Here is a 16,690-nt window from a genome sequence, read left to right on the forward strand (position 1 = left end):
CTCGGTGACACCAGAACACACCCGGCCCGTCCCGGAGCCGGGTTCTTTCCGCGACCCCCAGACCCGCGTCTTCCACGCCGACGGCGAGGTGCTGCGCGGGCTGGGGGCGCAGGCCGCCCAGGACTGGAAGGCCCTGCGCGACAGCGAGTTCTTCGCCCGCACCCAGGCCGACAAGACGGTCACCGCGACCGACGAGGTCGAGCGGGAGCTGCCGGGCGAGCCCGGCACGTGGAGCGCCACCCTGCGCCACGAGCCGCTGCCGTTCGTGACCTATCCGTACGAGTGGTCGCACACGATGCGCCAGGACGCCGCCGCCCTCCACCTCGACCTGCTCCAACAGGCGCTCAAGGCCGGCTTCACGATGAAGGACGGCTCCGCGTACAACGTGCAGTGGCGGGGCGCGAAACCCGAGTTCATCGACGTGGGCTCCTTCGAGCCCGCCAAGCCCGGCGAGCCGTGGGCCGGCTACCGGCAGTTCTGCCAGACGCTGCTCTACCCGCTGATGCTCCAGGCGCACCTCGACCTCGACCCCCGGGCGCTGCTCCGGTCGCAGATCGACGGCGTCGAGCCCGCCCAGATGCGCCGGCTGCTCGGCGGCACCAAGCGGCTCGCGGCCGGCGTGCTCAAGCACGTCCACCTGCACGACAGCATCCAGTCCCGCAACGCCGACCGGAGCACCGGCGCCGTTCGTGAGCAGCTGCGCGACGCCGGCTTCAACAGCGAGCTCGTCGCGGCGGCGGTGCGGGCGATGGCCAAGCTGGTCGCCAAGCTCGAGTGGGCGCCGCCGGCCACGCACTGGGGCGACTACCGCGAGACGTGCAGCTACTCCGACGACGACCGCGCGGCCAAGCAGCAGTTCGTGGACGCGGCCCTTGACGCAGCCCGAAACAGGGAACTCGTCCTCGACCTCGGCGCCAACGACGGCGTGTTCTCGAGGCAGGCCGCCGCGAAGGCCGGCTACGTGGTCGCCGTCGAGGCCGACCCCGCGGTCGTCGACACCCTCTACCGGCAGCTCCGGGCCGAGGGCGAGAAGCGGATCCTGCCGATCGTGATGGACCTCGCCGACCCGTCGCCAGGCGGCGGCTGGGCGGGCCACGAGCGGGCCGGCTTCGCACAACGGGCGGCCAAGGCCGACGTCACGCTGGCCCTCGCCCTCGTGCACCACCTGGCCATCGGCCGCAACGTGCCGCTGCCCGCGATCGTCGACTGGCTGGCCGGCATGGGCCGGACCGTCGTCGTCGAGTTCGTGCACGCCGAGGACCCGATGGCCCGCAAGCTGCTGGCCAACAAGCCCGACGGCCTGTTCCCCGACTACCACGTCGAGACGTTCGTGCGGCTGCTCGGCGAGCGCTTCGACATCGCCAAGCGGGAGACCCTGCCCGGCGGCACCCGCACCATGATCGCCGGCGTCCGGCGTGACTGACCAGGCACCCCAGGACAAGAAGAACAGGGTCAAGACCTGGGCCAGGAGCGAGGTGGCCCCGCTGCTGGAGATCCTGGCCCTCTGCGGGCTGGCGATCACCCAACCCCTGCTCGACGTCACCGGCCAGAGCCCCGACTTCTTCCTCTTCTACGGGGCTGGCCGGGGCGAGATCCTGCTGCTCGTCGCCATCGTCACCCTGGTGCCACCGCTGGCACTCTGGCTGGTCGGCGCGCTCACGAGAAGCCTCGGGCAGAAGACCAGGAAGATCACCCACGCCGTCACGGTCGGCATCCTGGTCGCCGCCATCGCGGTCCAGTTCGGCAAACAGCTGTTCCCGATGCGCGGATGGCCGCTCGCCGCGATCGGCATAGCCGTCGGAGCCGGCATCGCGTACGCCTATTGGCGCTGGCGGGTCCCGGGCCAGCTCATGCGGATCGCGGCGCTCGGCCCGCTGGTGTTCGTGGCCCTGTTCGCCTTCGCGTCGCCCACCTCGGCGGTGGTGCTGCCCTCGGCCGCCCTGAAGGCCCGCGCCGACGTCACCCAGACCAGACCCACCCACCCTCCCGTCGTCATGCTGATGCTCGACGAGTTCCCGCTGGTCTCGCTCCTGGACAAAGACGGCAAAATCGACCAAGCCAAATATCCGAACATCGCCGAGCTGGCCAACGGGAGCACCTGGTACCGCAACGCGACCGGCGTCAGCGGCTGGACCCCGTACGCGATGCCCGCCATGCTCACTGGCCGCCACCCGGCCAAGGAGGTCGCGCCGCACTACGCCGCCTACCCGGACAACCTGTTCACGCTGCTCGGCGGCACGTACGACACCGACGTGCAGGAGACCATCACCGAGCTGTGCCCGCCCAGCGAGTGCGGCGACGGGATCAAGCGCGAGGGTGGCCTGCCGGCGCTGCTGCGCGAGGTGGCCGGCCTGCTCCGGCAGATCGCCTCGCCCCGCGACGAGCCGGCCAGCGACCCCGAGGCCTCGTACCGCGAGAACACGCTCGCCGAGGCGCGCTCCGGCGTGGCGCCCGACGACCCGAAGTTCCGCTGGGACACCCTCGACGACAACCAACCGTCGAGGTTCACCCGTTTCCTCGACGGGCTCGTGCCCACGCCGCGGCCCACGCTGCACTTCCTGCACCTGCTGATGCCGCACACGCCCTGGAACTACCTGCCGTCCGGCACCCGCTACGAGGCGCCCGAGGACTTCCCGCTCGACGGGCCGGGCTGGGTGGAGACCGCCCGGGACCGGCACCTGGCCCAGGTCGGCTACACCGACCTGCTGGTCGGCAAGATGATCGACCGGATGAAGCAGACCGGGCTGTGGGACAAGGCCGCGCTGGTCGTCACCGCCGACCACGGCGTGTCGTTCACCATGAACCACCAGGGCCGTGGGATGGGCCCGGTGGAGGCCTCGCCCGAAGAGGTGCTGTGGGTGCCGCTGTTCGTCAAGACTCCGGCGCAGCGGCAGGGCGCGGTCGACGACCGCAACTGGCAGCACGTCGACCTGCTGCCGACGGTCGCGGACCTGGCCGGTGTGGCGGTGCCGTGGGAGGTCGACGGCCGCCCCGCCTCGGCGTCGCCGCGGACGACGCACGACCACGTCTACAGCGACCTGCCCGGAAAGCCCGTGAATATCTCCGATAGCACCACTTTTCCGGACATAATCTCGGGCACAGCCGGCCCGCACATGGCCCCGGCGATCAGGCCGGATCTGATCGGTAAGCAGATAGACACGCTACGGGTCAGCGCGACACCGGGTCCGCGGGTCAAAATCGACAATGCCTCCGCGTACGCCGACGTCGCTCCCGACACCGGCCGGCTTCCCGCACTGGTCTATGGTCACCTTCCGGCCACGATCCGTGACGGCACGCCGCTGGCGATCGCCGTCAACGGCCGGATCGGCGTCACGACCCAGGCGACCTGGGCCGACAAACAGGGCAGGCGGTTCGCGGCACTGGTCTCCGACGAAGGGCTCTTCCGCCCCGGGGCCAACACGGTAGAGCTCTACGAGATCGCCGGTGACGAGCTCAGGCGGCTCCCGAGCTGAGCCCAGGTGTGGCATATCCCTCGCCGTTGGGGACCAGGGCGCGATTCCGGCGGATCATGTCGAACGATTACCGTTGTACTGAGGCGTAACAACGACGTGACATCCCCCCACCCGTCAAAAGCGAGGACCAGATGACCGATGTCAAGCTAGACCACCCGGCCGGACAGCTTTCTATGGCGGTGCGCCCGGCCGTGGAAGGCCCAGCGGGCCTCGACGTCGGCGCGCTGCTGAAGGAGACCGGATACGTCACCTACGACCCGGGTTTCGTCAACACCGCCGCGACCCAGTCTGAGATCACGTACATCGACGGCGACGAGGGGATCCTCCGCTACCGCGGCTACCCGATCGAGCAGCTTGCCGAGCACTCCTCGTTCCTCGAGGTCACCTACCTGCTGATCTACGGTGAGCTGCCGACCGCCGATCAGCTGGCCGAGTTCACCGACAAGATCCGCATGCACACCCTGCTGCACGAGGACTTCCGCGGCTTCTTCGACGGCTTCCCGCGCGACGCGCACCCGATGCCGGTGCTGTCGTCCGCGGTCAGCGCGCTGTCGACCTTCTACCAGGACAGCCTCGACCCGTTCGACCGCGACCAGGTCGAGATCAGCACCATCCGCATGCTGGCCAAGGTCCCGACCATCGCGTCGTACGCGTACAAGAAGTCGATCGGTCAGCCGCTGCTCTACCCGGACAACTCGCTCGGCTACGTCGAGGACTTCCTGCGGATGACCTTCGGCGTGCCGGCGACGAAGTACGAGGTCGACCCGGTGATGGCCAAGGCCCTCGACATGCTGTTCATCCTGCACGCCGACCACGAGCAGAACTGCTCGACGTCGACGGTGCGGCTGGTCGGCTCGGCCAATGCCAACATGTTCGTGTCGGTCGCGGCCGGCGTCAACGCGCTGATGGGTCCGCTGCACGGCGGTGCCAACCAGGCCGTGCTGGAGATGCTCCACCAGATCCAGGCCGACGGCGGCGACGTCAAGGCGTTCGTCAACAAGGTCAAGAACCGCGAGGCCGGCGTGAAGCTGATGGGCTTCGGGCACCGGGTCTACAAGAACTACGACCCCCGCGCGGCGATCGTGAAGAAGTCGGCGCAGGACGTTCTGTCCCGCATGTCGAAGGCCGACCCGCTGCTCGACCTGGCCATGCAGCTCGAGGAGATCGCGCTCGCCGACGACTTCTTCGTGTCGCGCAAGCTCTACCCGAACGTCGACTTCTACACCGGCCTGATCTACAAGGCGATGGGCTTCCCGACGAAGATGTTCACCGTGCTGTTCGCCCTGGGCCGGCTGCCCGGGTGGATCGCGCAGTGGCGCGAGATGATCAGCGACCCGGCTACCAAGATCGGCCGCCCGCGCCAGCTCTACACCGGTGCCGCGCAGCGCGACTACGTGGGGATCGAGCAGCGCTAACGGCAAATTCCGGCAAAGCGCGTGAACGTCGTCACGGCATGCCGGTGGATTGACGCTACCGTCGGTGGGGAAGTAAGCGGCACCGGTCGAGACCCGGCCGGTGCCGCTCGTCCACCACAGGAGGCACGCGTCACATGCAGGTCTGGCCCGGCCAGCGGTACCCCCTCGGGGCCACCTACGACGGCACCGGCACGAACTTCGCGCTCTTCTCAGAGGTCGCGGAGGGCGTCGAGCTGTGCCTGTTCGACGAATGGGGGCTCGGCAACGAACGCCGGGTCACCATGCAGGAGGTCGACGCCTACGTCTGGCACGCCTACCTGCCTGGTGTGGAGCCCGGCCAGCGCTACGGCTACCGCGTGCACGGCCGCTTCGACCCCGGCGCCGGCTTGCGCTGCAACCCCAACAAGCTGCTGCTCGACCCGTACGCGAAGGCGATCGACGACGACGTCCGGTGGGACCCGGCGGTCTACGACTACGACTTCGACGACCCCAACCGGATGTCGACCACCGACTCGGCCCCGTTCGTGCCGAAGGGCGTCGTGGTCAACCCCTACTTCGACTGGGGCAACGACCGGTCGCCACGGATTCCGTACCACGAGTCCGTGATCTACGAGGCCCATGTGAAGGGCCTGACGAGGCGGCACCCGGGGGTGCCCGAGGAGCTACGCGGCACGTACGCCGGAATCGGTCACCCGGCGATCATCGACCATCTCAAGAAGATGGGCGTGACGGCGATCGAGCTCATGCCGGTGCACCAGTTCGTGCACGACAACCGGCTGGCCGACCTGGGCATGCGCAACTACTGGGGCTACAACACCATCGGCTTCTTCGCGCCCTACCACGGCTACTCGGCGATGGGCCGGCTCGGCCAGCAGGTGCAGGAGTTCCGCGGCATGGTGAAGACCCTGCACGCGGCCGGCATCGAGGTCATCCTCGACGTCGTCTACAACCACACCGCCGAGGGCAACCACCTGGGTCCGACGCTGGGCTTCAAGGGCATCGACAACCCCAGCTACTACCGGCTCTCCGAGCAGGACCGGCGCTACTACGTCGACTACACGGGCACCGGCAACAGCCTCAACATGCGCAGCCCGCACTCGCTTCAGTTGATCATGGACTCGCTGCGGTACTGGGTACAGGAGATGCACGTCGACGGCTTCCGGTTCGACCTGGCCGCGACCCTGGCCCGGGAGTTCTACGAGGTCGACCGGCTCTCCACGTTCTTCGAGGTCGTGCAGCAGGACCCGGTGGTCAGCCAGGTCAAGCTGATCGCCGAGCCGTGGGACATCGGCCCGGGCGGCTACCAGGTCGGCAACTTCCCTCCGGTGTGGACGGAGTGGAACGGCAAATACCGCGACACGGTACGCGACTTCTGGCGCGGTGAGCCGGCCACGCTCGCGGAGTTCGCGTCCCGGATCTCCGGCTCGGCCGACCTCTACCAGGACGACGGCCGCCGCCCGTTCCACAGCATCAACTTCGTCACCTGCCACGACGGGTTCACGCTCAACGACCTGGTGTCCTACAACGACAAGCACAACCAGGCCAACGGCGAGGACAACCGCGACGGCGAGAGCCACAACCGGTCCTGGAACTGCGGCGTGGAGGGCCCGACCGAGGACCCGGGCGTACTCGCGTTGCGCGCCCGCCAGCGCCGCAACTTCCTGGCCACGCTGCTGCTCTCGCAGGGCGTGCCGATGATCGGGCACGGCGACGAGCTCGGCCGGACCCAGCGCGGCAACAACAACGCGTACTGCCAGGACAACGACCTGAGCTGGGTCGACTGGGAGCACGTCGACGAGCACCTGCTGGAGTTCGTCCGCAAGCTGACCGCGTTCCGGGCACGGCACCGGGTGTTCCGCCGTCGCCGGTTCTTCAGCGGCCTGCCCGTGCAGACCCGCAGCGCCGGGGCGCCGCTGCCCGACCTCGCCTGGTTCACCCCGGAAGGCCGCGAGATGACCAACGAGGACTGGGGCAACCACTTCGGCCGCGCCGTGATGCTGTTCGTCAACGGCGAGGGCATCCGCGAACGCGGCCAGTACGGCCAGCGGCACCTCGACGACTCGTTCCTGCTCTGCTTCAACGCGCACGACGCGGGTCTGCGGTTCACCGCGCCCGGGCACGAGTACGGCCAGAAATGGGAGGCCGTGATCAGCACGGCCGAGTATCCCGGAGAGGGGCAGCAGGTGGTGGAGGCAGGTGCGTCGATCGTGGTACCCGACCGATCTCTCGTCGTGCTCGACCGCACGGTCTAGGCCTCGTCGATGGCGACGCCGACCGGCACCTACCGCGTCCAGATCCGCCCCGACTTCACCTTCGACGACACGGCCGGCCTGGCCGGCTACCTCTCCGACCTCGGCGCCAGCCACCTCTACAGCGCCCCGCTGCTGACCGCGGCGCCCGGCTCGGCGCACAACTACGACGTGGTCGACCACCGGGAGGCCAACCCGCAGCTCGGGGGTGAGGCCGGGCGGCAGCGGCTGGTGACCGCCCTGCGAGCCGCCAAGCTCGGCTTCGTCGTCGACATCGTGCCCAACCACGCCGGCATTGCCGTCCCGGAGGCCAACCCGGCGTGGTGGGACGTGCTGCGCAACGGGCGTTCCTCCGCGTACGCGGACTGGTTCGACATCGACTGGTCCCGGGACCGGATCCTGATCCCGGTGCTGGGCCACGACGGCGACGTCGACGCGCTCCAGGTGCGCGACGGGGAGCTCCACTACTACGAGCACCGCTATCCGATCGCCCCGGGCACGGGTGCCGGCACGCCGCGGGAGGTGCACGCCCGGCAGCACTACGAGCTGGTCGGCTGGAAGCGCGGTGACAGCGAGCTCAACTACCGGCGCTTCTTCGCGGTCAGCGACCTGGCCGGGCTGCGGGTCGAGGACCCGGCCGTGTTCGAGGCGACGCACGCCGAGGTGCTGCGCTGGGTCGCCGCCGGCGACGTCGACGGGATCCGCGTCGACCACCCCGACGGGCTCCGCGACCCGGTCGGCTACGTGGTGCGGCTGCGCGACGCGGCGCCGGGCGTGTGGCTGGTGATCGAAAAGATTCTCGAGTACGGCGAGGAGTTGCCCGCCTGGCCGGTCGACGGGACGACGGGGTACGACGCATTGCGCGAGGCTGGCGGCGTCTTCGTTGACCCCGCGGGGGAGCGGGCGTTCAGCGCCCTCGACGCCGCGCTGACCGGGGTCGCCGTGTCGTGGCCCGAGCTGACCCACGCCTGCAAGCTCGAGATCGCCCAGCGGATGTTCCCGGCCGAGCTGCACCGGCTGGCCTCGTTCGTCCCGGGGCTGCCGGACGCCGCGGCGGGGCTCGCCGAGCTCGCGGCCAACTTTCCCGTCTACCGGTCGTACGGTGCGGAAGGTTTGCGTCATCTCGCCCGTGCCCGCTCCGAGGCCGGCCGGCGGCGCCCCGACCTGATCCCGACCCTGGACGCGCTGACCGCCCGGCTGCGCGACCCGGCCGACGAGCTGGGGCAGCGGTTCTCGCAGCTCACCGGCGCCGTGATGGCCAAGGGGGTCGAGGACACCGCGTACTACCGCTGGACCCGGTTCGTCGCCCTCAACGAGGTCGGTGGCGCGCCGGAGCGGTTCGGGGTCGGGCTGGGCGAGTTCCACGCGGCGGCCGCGCGGCGCCAACGCAGCTGGCCGCGGGGGATGACCTCCCTCTCGACGCACGACACCAAGCGCGCCGAGGACGTGCGTGCGCGGCTCGCCGTGTTGTCCGAGGTGCCGGACCGGTGGACGCGAGCCCTGCGGGGCTGGCTGGAGGCGGCGCCGCTGCCCGACCCGTCGTTCGCCCACCTGCTCTGGCAGACGGTGGTGGGTGCCTGGCCGTTGACCCGGGAGCGGCTGCACGCGTACGTGGAGAAGGCCGCCCGGGAGGCGTCGGTGTCGACGTCCTGGGTGGCGCCGTCGTCGACGTTCGAGGGTGCCCTCCACGCCGTGGTGGACCAGATCTTCGACGACCCGGCGCTGACCAACTCCGTGTCCACCTTCGCCGCCGAGATCACCCCGGCCGGCTGGTGCAACTCGCTCGGCCAGAAGCTGGTGCAGCTCACGATGCCCGGCGTGCCGGACGTCTACCAGGGCAGCGAGCTGTGGGACTACTCGCTGGTGGACCCCGACAACCGGCGTCCGGTGGACTTCGCCGCGCGTGCGGCGCTGCTGGCCCGGCTCGACGGCGGGTGGCAGCCGCCGGTCGACGAGACGGGTGCGGCCAAGCTGCTCGTGGTGTCGCGGACGCTGCGGCTGCGGCGGGACCGGCCGGACCTGTTCGCGAGCTACCGGCAGGTGCCGGCGTTCGGCCCGGCGGCCGACCACCTGGTCGCGTTCGACCGCGGCGGCGCGCTGGCGGTGGCCACCCGACTGCCGGTCGGGCTGTCGCTGCGGGGCGGCTGGGGCGAGACGTATCTGACCCTTCCGGGCAATTCTTCCCTTCCCGATGACTCTGCGTCTTCGCGGCGTTTTACGGATTCGTTCACCGGCCGGGTCTACAGTGGTCGACGGGTCCCGGTGTCGAGCCTGCTCGACCGCTATCCGGTGGCCCTGTTGACCCCCGCCGAACCCGTGGTGGCGCCGTGACTGTGTTCTCCGTGTGGGCTCCCGACGTGTCGCGGGTGCGCGTACGCGTGTCGGGGTCGGACCTCCCGATGGACCATGACGCTTCCCGGGCGGGCTGGTGGACGCTCGACGTGCCGTCGGCCGCACCGGGCACCGACTACGCGTTCCTCCTGGGCGACGAGGACCTTCCGCTGCCGGATCCGCGCTCGGCGTGGCAGCCGGCCGGGGTGCACGGCCCGAGCCGGGTCTACGACCAGTCGGCGTTCTCCTGGTCCGACTCTTCGTGGAAGGGTCGCCAGCTCCCCGGCAGCGTGCTCTACGAGCTGCACGTCGGCACGTTCACCCCGGAAGGCACCTTCGGCGCGGCCATCTCGCGGCTCGACCATCTGGTGGAGCTCGGCGTCGACCTGGTCGAGCTGCTCCCGGTCAACGCCTTCAACGGCGAGCACAACTGGGGGTACGACGGGGTCTGCTGGTTCGCGCCGCAGGAGTCCTACGGCGGCCCGGACGGCCTCAAGCGCTTCGTCGACGCCTGCCACCAGCGCGGCCTGGGGGTGGTCCTCGACGTCGTCTACAACCATTTCGGCCCTTCGGGGGCTTACGCGCCGATGTTCGGCCCGTACCTGTCCGAAGGCCCCGGCAACAGTTGGGGCTCCTCCGTCAACCTCGACGGCCCGCTCTCGGGCGAGGTCAGGTCCTACATCGTCGACAGCGTGGTCGGCTGGCTGCGCGACTACCACGTCGACGGGCTGCGGCTGGACGCCGTGCACGCCCTGGTCGACCGCGGCGCGGTCCACCTGCTCGAGGAATTGGCGGTCGCGGTCGACGCGCTGTCGGCCCACGTCGGCCGGCCGCTGTCGCTGATCGCCGAGTCGGACCTCAACGACCCCCGCCTGATCACCCCGCGTGAGGGTGGCGGCTACGGCTTGACGGCGCAGTGGGACGACGACGCGCACCACGCGCTGCACACCCTGTTGACGGGGGAGCGGCAGGGCTACTACGCCGACTTCGGCTCGCTCCAGACGCTGGCCGACGTGCTGACCGGCGCCTTCTTCCATGCGGGCACCTGGTCGTCGTTCCGCCAGCGGGTCCACGGCCGCCCGGTGGACCGGACGAGAGTCCCCGGTTACCGCTTCGTGGCGTACCTGCAGAACCACGACCAGATCGGCAACCGCGCGCTGGGCGACCGCCTGACGGCGTCGCTGTCGCCGGGCCTCCTCCGCGTGGGCGCGGTCCTGCTCTTCACCGCGCCCTTCACGCCGATGCTGTTCATGGGCGAGGAGTGGGGCGCCAGCACGCCGTGGCAGTTCTTCACGAGCCACCCGGAGCCGGAACTGGCCGCCGCGGTCGCCACGGGCCGCCGGCGCGAGTTCGCGGCCCACGGCTGGCCGGAGGGCGACGTGCCGGACCCGCAGGACCCGGCCACGTATCTGCGGTCGCGGCTGGACTGGGCGGAGCTGGACAAGCCGGAGCACGCGGAGACCCTGGCGTTCTACCGCCGCCTGATCGCGCTGCGCAAGACGCACCCGGACCTGTCGGACCCGCGCCTCGACAAGATCGAGGTGACGCACGGAGACCAGTGGCTGGTCATGCACCGGGGCGGGGTGGCGGTAGCGGCGAACCTGGCGAGCAAACCGCAACGCCTCACCCTGCCCGGCTTCATCCGCACGGTCCTCCTGTCCACGGAGTCCGGCGCCACGGTGATGCGCGACGGAGTCCAACTCCCCGCCGAGTCCGCGGTCGTCGTCGCGCTGGCCTGAGCTAGAGGACGGACTGGTCCGCCGGCTGCGACATCCAGCGCTGTGCGCGGCCCAGGGCGGCCGCGAGGGCCACGAACGCCAGGTAGGGCCACCCGTTCTCGTCGACGGTGAGAACGAAGGTCAGCGCGCCGGTCACCGTCGCCGCCAGCCAGGCGCGCCAGTCGGGGAGCAGCACCGACACGAGCCCGACGACGAGTGCGACGGTGATCAAGCTTCCGACCGTGGACGCGCCGGCGACGGCGGCCACCACGCCGGCGGCGGCGACCGCGAGCGAGCCGCCGAACGCGGCCGGGATGATCGAGATGCGTCGGTGCTCGTGGGCGATGGACATCGAACCGTTCCAGGGGTGTGTCGGGGGCTGGGAAGCGCCACCTCCATGTCACCGCCTCGGCCCCGCCCGCGCCAAGCACTTTGACGGAACCCATACGCCCCGGATCGTGGGCCCGGTCACGCCTGTGTAGCTAAGGCGTCAAGAAAGCGTCAGGCCGCGTATGGGAAGCGTCTGGACCCGTTCCCCCGCGGGACGAGAGCCGATTTCATCCTTCCGGCGCCTGTCCGACCTCCAGGCTGCCCCGGATTCGATGAATAGGAGTTATGCACGTGTATGACGTGCTGTTGGTACTGGTGACGGTGGCTTGCTTCGCCATCCTCGGACTGGTCGTGCGAGGGGTGTCGAAGCTGTGAGCGCCGTCAACCTGATCGGCCTGATCGTCTCGGCCGTGCTCGCGGTCTTCCTGTTCGCCGCGCTGCTGTTCCCGGAGCGTTTCTGATGAGCATGACTGCCGCGGGCGTGGTGTTCGTCATCGCCCTGCTCGCCGTTCTGGCGGTCGCCTACAGGTTCTTCGGCGACTACCTGTACCGGGTTGTCGTCGGCAGACGGCATTCGGTGGTCGAGCGCGGCATCTACAAAGTGCTGCGCGTCAACCCCGAGGGCGAGCAGAGCTGGAAGGCGTACGCGGGCAGCCTGCTCGCCTTCTCCGCGATCTCCCTGCTCTTCCTCTACGCGCTGCTGCGGCTCCAGAGTGTCCTCTGGCCCAACCCGGACTTCCCGGGTGTCACGGACCACGTCGCCTGGAACACCGCCGTCTCCTTCGTGACCAACACGAACTGGCAGGCGTACTCGGGTGAGTCGACCATGACCTACCTCTCGCAGATGGCCGGCCTGGCGGTGCAGAACTTCGTCTCCGCCGCTGTGGGCATCGCGGTGGCCGTCGCCTTCGTCCGCGGCTTCGCCCGGCGCCGGACGAACGAGCTCGGCAACTTCTGGGTCGACCTGACCCGGATCACGCTGCGCGTCCTGCTGCCTGTCGCGGTGGTCGGCGCGGTCGTCCTGATCGTCGGCGGCGTGGTGCAGAACTTCTCCGGCGGCCACGACGTCTCCACGCTGACCGGTGGCACGCAGTCCTTGACCGGCGGCCCGGTGGCCAGCCAGGAGGTCATCAAGGAGTTCGGCACCAACGGCGGCGGCTTCATGAACACCAACAGCGCGCACCCGTTCGAGAACCCGACGAGCTGGACCAACTGGTTCGAGCTGTTCCTCATCCTGCTCATCCCGGTGGCCATGCCGCGGGTGTTCGGGCGGATGGTCGGTCAGAACCGCCAGGGGTACGCGATCCTCGCCGTGATGGGCATCCTGGCGATCGCCAGCATCGCCCTGACCAACGTGTTCGAGATCGGCGGTGCCGGTACGGTGCCGCACGCGGTCGGCGCGGCGCTGGAGGGCAAGGACGTCCGGTTCGGCGTCTCCAACTCGGCGACCTTCGGGGCGATCACCACGCTCACCTCGACCGGTGCGGTCAACTCGTTCCACGACTCGTACACCGCGCTCGGCGGCATGATGCCGATGTTCAACATGATGCTCGGTGAGGTGGCCCCCGGCGGTGTCGGCGCTGGTCTCTACGGCATGCTCGTGCTCGCCGTGATCACGGTCTTCGTCGCCGGCCTGATGGTCGGCCGGACTCCGGAATACCTGGGCAAGAAGATCGGCGCGCGTGAGGTCAAGTTCGCCTCGCTCTACATCCTGATCACGCCCCTGCTGGTGTTGACCGGAGTGGCGGCGGCGATGGCGACCAGCAACCACACGACGATGCTCAACGTCGGCCCGCACGGCTTCTCCGAGGTGCTCTACGCCTTCACCTCGGCGGCCAACAACAACGGCTCCGCGTTCGCCGGCATCACCGTCAACACGGGCTGGTGGGACACCGCGCTCGGCCTGGCCATGCTCTTCGGCCGGTTCCTGCCGATCGTCATGGTGCTCGGCCTCGCGGGATCCCTGGCGAGCCAACAGCCGGTGCCCGAGTCGAAGGGCACGCTGCCGACGCATCGGCCGCTGTTCGTCACGATGCTCGTCGGCGTCACGGTGATCGTGGTCGCGCTGACGTTCCTGCCCGCCCTCGCCCTCGGCCCGCTGGCCGAAGGCCTCTGAGCCGCCGTCCACAAAGGAAACCAGGAGATGACTGTCATTACCACGCCGGCCGGCGCGGGTGCGCCGCGCCGGATCGGCGGCGGCCTGCTCGATCCCGAACAGCTCTGGAAGTCGCTGCCGGGGGCGCTTCTCAAGCTCAACCCGCGCACGCTGTGGCGCAACCCGGTCATGTTCATCGTCGAGATCGGCGCGGTATTCACCACCGTGCTCGCGATCGGCGACCCGTCGCTGTTCGCCTGGCTGATCACGGTCTGGCTGTGGCTCACCGTGGTCTTCGCGAACCTCGCGGAGGCCGTGGCCGAAGGCCGCGGCAAGGCCCAGGCGGCCACGCTGCGGGCGGCCAAGCGCGACACCGTCGCCCTGCGGCTGGCGCAATGGTCGCCGGGCCAGGACCGCACCCGCTACCGCGAGGAGTCCGTCGCGGCCTCCGAGCTACGCCTGGGCGACATCGTGTACGTCGAGGCCGGCCAGATCATCCCTGGCGACGGTGACGTCGTCGAGGGCATCGCCAGCGTCGACGAGTCGGCGATCACCGGCGAGTCGGCCCCCGTCATCCGGGAGTCGGGCGGCGACCGCAGCGCGGTCACCGGCGGCACCAAGGTGCTATCGGACCGAATCGTCGTCAAGATCACCCAGAAGCCGGGCGAGAGCTTCATCGACCGCATGATCGCGCTGGTCGAGGGTGCCTCCCGGCAGAAGACGCCCAACGAGATCGCGCTCAACATCCTGCTGGCCGCGCTGACCATCATCTTCCTGTTCGCGACGGTCACGCTCCAGCCGATGGCGATCTTCGCAAAGGCGTTCCAGGGCGCGGCACCCGACACGGCGTCGCTGTCCGCGGACGGCATCTCCGGCATCGTGCTCGTATCGCTGCTGGTCTGCCTCATCCCGACCACGATCGGCGCGCTGCTCTCGGCGATCGGCATCGCCGGCATGGACCGGCTGGTCCAGCGCAACGTGCTGGCCATGTCGGGCCGGGCCGTGGAGGCGGCCGGTGACGTCAACACGCTGCTGCTCGACAAGACCGGCACGATCACCCTCGGCAACCGGCAGGCGTCGGAGTTCCTGCCGGTCGACGGGGTCACGCCGGAGACGCTCGCCGACGCGGCCCAGCTGTCCAGCCTGGCCGACGAGACGCCCGAGGGCCGTTCGATCGTGGTGCTGGCCAAGCAGGACTACGGTTTGCGGGCGCGCGAGGAGGGCGTGATGCCGAACGCGACGTTCGTGCCCTTCAGCGCCGAGACCCGGATGTCCGGTGTGGACCTGACGGACCGTCGGATCCGCAAGGGTGCCGCCTCCGCGGTCATGAAGTGGGTACGCGAGAACGGCGGCCACCCGACGGAAGAGGTCGGCGAGACCGTCGACGCGATCTCCGGCTCCGGCGGCACCCCGCTGGTCGTTGCGGAGCACGCCCCGGGCCAACCGGCCCGCGCGCTCGGCGTCGTGCACCTCAAGGACGTCGTCAAGGCCGGCATGCGCGAGCGGTTCGACGAGATGCGCCGCATGGGCATCCGTACCGTCATGATCACGGGTGACAACCCGCGCACCGCGAAGGCGATCGCGGACGAGGCCGGAGTCGACGACTTCCTCGCCGAGGCCAAGCCCGAAGACAAGATGGCCCTGATCAAGAAGGAGCAGGAGGGTGGCCGGCTGGTCGCCATGACCGGTGACGGCACCAACGACGCGCCCGCACTCGCGCAGGCCGACGTCGGCGTCGCGATGAACACCGGCACGTCGGCCGCGAAAGAGGCCGGCAACATGGTCGACCTGGACTCGGACCCGACGAAGCTCATCGAGATCGTCGAGATCGGCAAGCAGTTGCTGATCACCCGGGGTGCGTTGACCACCTTCTCGATCGCGAACGACATCGCGAAGTACTTCGCGATCATCCCGGCCATGTTCGCGGGGATCTACCCCAGCCTGGACGCGCTCAACATCATGAAGCTGAGCAGTCCGGAGTCGGCGATCCTGTCGGCGGTCATCTTCAACGCGCTGGTCATCATCGCGTTGATCCCGCTGGCCCTGCGCGGTGTGCGCTACCGGCCCAGCAGCGCGTCCAAGCTGCTGACCCGCAACCTCTGGATCTATGGCCTGGGCGGGATCATCGTCCCGTTCGTAGGCATCAAGATCATCGACCTGATCATCCAAGGGATCTTCTGATGCGCCTTCCTTCCTGGATCTCACAGCACCTGGCGGCGTTGCGCGCCGTCCTGGTGTTCACCGTCATCCTGGGCCTCGCCTACCCGTTCGTGATGACGGGCGTCGCCCAGATTCCCGGCCTGCGCGACAAGGCGAACGGCTCGATCGTGCGGGGCGCGGACGGCAAGGACGTGGGCAGTTCGCTGATCGGGCAGTCGTTCACCGACGCCGACGGCAACGCGGTCCTGAAGTACTTCCAGTCGCGGCCGTCCGCCGCCGGTGACGGCTACGACCCGACCTCGACGGCCGCCTCCAACCTGGGGCCGGAGAGCATCGAGGACACCCTGCCGGCGCCCGGCGTGGCCGACGACGAAGGCTCGCAGAGCCTGCTCACCCAGGTCTGCGCGCGCAGCGTCGAGATCGGAGCGCGGGAGGGCGTCTCCGGCGCCCGGCCGTTCTGCACCCCGGACGGCGTCGGCGCGGTCCTGCGGGTCTTCTACTCCCAGGGCCTGACCGGCACCGTGACCCGGGCCGTCAGCGTCAACCAGGCCGCGCCGGCGACGCCGTTCATCGCCAGCTACCAGGGCGTCACGGTCGAGGCCGCCAAGCCCGGCGAGGACTACTCGGGCGGCGTGCTCGTGCCGATCCGCGGCGACGCACCGGCGAAGCCGGCCGTGCCCGCCGACGCGGTGACCGCGAGCGGCTCCGGGCTCGACCCGCACATCAGCGAGGACTACGCCGAGCTCCAGGTGGCCCGGGTCGCGCGCGAGCGCGGCGCGGACCCGGCGGCGGTGCGCGAGCTGGTCGACGCGAACACCACGGGCCGCGCGCTCGGCTTCATGGGCGAGCCCGCGGTCAACGTGCTCCAGCTCAACCTGGCGCTCGACCGCGAGCTCCAGGCTCACTGACGGGGGCGGGG

Annotated in this window: 11 protein-coding genes; 10 read left to right on the forward strand and 1 reads right to left on the reverse strand. The window is 69.8% G+C overall.

What is annotated here, in order from left to right:
- The first annotated feature begins 4 nt into the window (after positions 1 to 4).
- The 6 genes from AB0J88_RS36235 (at position 5) to treZ (ending at position 11,207) form a co-directional block, all read left to right on the forward strand.
- On the forward strand, positions 5 to 1,423 hold the full coding sequence (locus AB0J88_RS36235) for a methyltransferase (protein WP_364354779.1): 1,419 nt from the start codon (positions 5 to 7) through the stop codon (positions 1,421 to 1,423).
- On the forward strand, positions 1,416 to 3,473 hold the full coding sequence (locus AB0J88_RS36240; RefSeq protein ID WP_364354776.1) for a sulfatase-like hydrolase/transferase: 2,058 nt from the start codon (positions 1,416 to 1,418) through the stop codon (positions 3,471 to 3,473). The genes AB0J88_RS36235 and AB0J88_RS36240 overlap by 8 nt, the downstream gene beginning before the upstream one ends.
- Positions 3,474 to 3,604: 131 nt before the next feature.
- Complete coding sequence (locus AB0J88_RS36245; protein ID WP_364354773.1) at positions 3,605 to 4,888, forward strand: citrate synthase; 1,284 nt, start codon at positions 3,605 to 3,607, stop codon at positions 4,886 to 4,888.
- Positions 4,889 to 5,022: 134 nt separating this feature from the next.
- On the forward strand, positions 5,023 to 7,140 hold the full coding sequence (glgX, locus tag AB0J88_RS36250; protein ID WP_364354770.1) for a glycogen debranching protein GlgX: 2,118 nt from the start codon (positions 5,023 to 5,025) through the stop codon (positions 7,138 to 7,140).
- Between the two features lie 9 nt (positions 7,141 to 7,149).
- Entirely contained in the window at positions 7,150 to 9,468 is a 2,319-nt protein-coding gene (gene treY, locus AB0J88_RS36255; protein ID WP_364354767.1) for a malto-oligosyltrehalose synthase, read from the forward strand.
- Positions 9,465 to 11,207, forward strand: a complete 1,743-nt coding sequence (gene treZ, locus AB0J88_RS36260; protein ID WP_364354764.1) for a malto-oligosyltrehalose trehalohydrolase — start codon at positions 9,465 to 9,467, stop codon at positions 11,205 to 11,207. Before treY ends, treZ begins: the two co-directional genes overlap by 4 nt.
- Before the next feature lies 1 nt (position 11,208).
- Here treZ and AB0J88_RS36265 read toward each other — a convergent pair whose 3' ends face one another.
- Entirely contained in the window at positions 11,209 to 11,538 is a 330-nt protein-coding gene (locus tag AB0J88_RS36265) for a hypothetical protein (protein ID WP_364354761.1), read from the reverse strand.
- Between the two features lie 349 nt (positions 11,539 to 11,887).
- Between AB0J88_RS36265 and kdpF the strand changes: the two genes are divergently transcribed.
- From kdpF to AB0J88_RS36285, 4 genes are read left to right on the forward strand one after another with little or no spacing between them, the layout of a single operon-like run.
- Positions 11,888 to 11,977 carry a K(+)-transporting ATPase subunit F gene (gene kdpF, locus AB0J88_RS36270; protein WP_364354758.1) on the forward strand — a complete coding sequence of 30 codons (90 nt, stop codon included), beginning with the start codon at positions 11,888 to 11,890 and terminating at the stop codon, positions 11,975 to 11,977.
- Positions 11,977 to 13,632 (forward strand): potassium-transporting ATPase subunit KdpA, encoded by a 1,656-nt coding sequence (kdpA, locus tag AB0J88_RS36275; RefSeq protein ID WP_364354755.1) that lies wholly within the window; start codon positions 11,977 to 11,979, stop codon positions 13,630 to 13,632. The genes kdpF and kdpA overlap by 1 nt, the downstream gene beginning before the upstream one ends.
- A gap of 27 nt (positions 13,633 to 13,659) precedes the next feature.
- Positions 13,660 to 15,792, forward strand: a complete 2,133-nt coding sequence (gene kdpB / locus AB0J88_RS36280) for a potassium-transporting ATPase subunit KdpB (RefSeq protein WP_364354752.1) — start codon at positions 13,660 to 13,662, stop codon at positions 15,790 to 15,792.
- Positions 15,792 to 16,679, forward strand: coding sequence for a potassium-transporting ATPase subunit C (locus tag AB0J88_RS36285; protein ID WP_364354749.1), 888 nt, complete (start codon positions 15,792 to 15,794; stop codon positions 16,677 to 16,679). Before kdpB ends, AB0J88_RS36285 begins: the two co-directional genes overlap by 1 nt.
- The last annotated feature ends 11 nt before the right edge of the window (positions 16,680 to 16,690 follow it).

The sequence above is a fragment of the Asanoa sp. NPDC049475 genome (genome assembly GCF_040676915.1).
GTDB lineage: Bacteria > Actinomycetota > Actinomycetes > Mycobacteriales > Micromonosporaceae > Asanoa.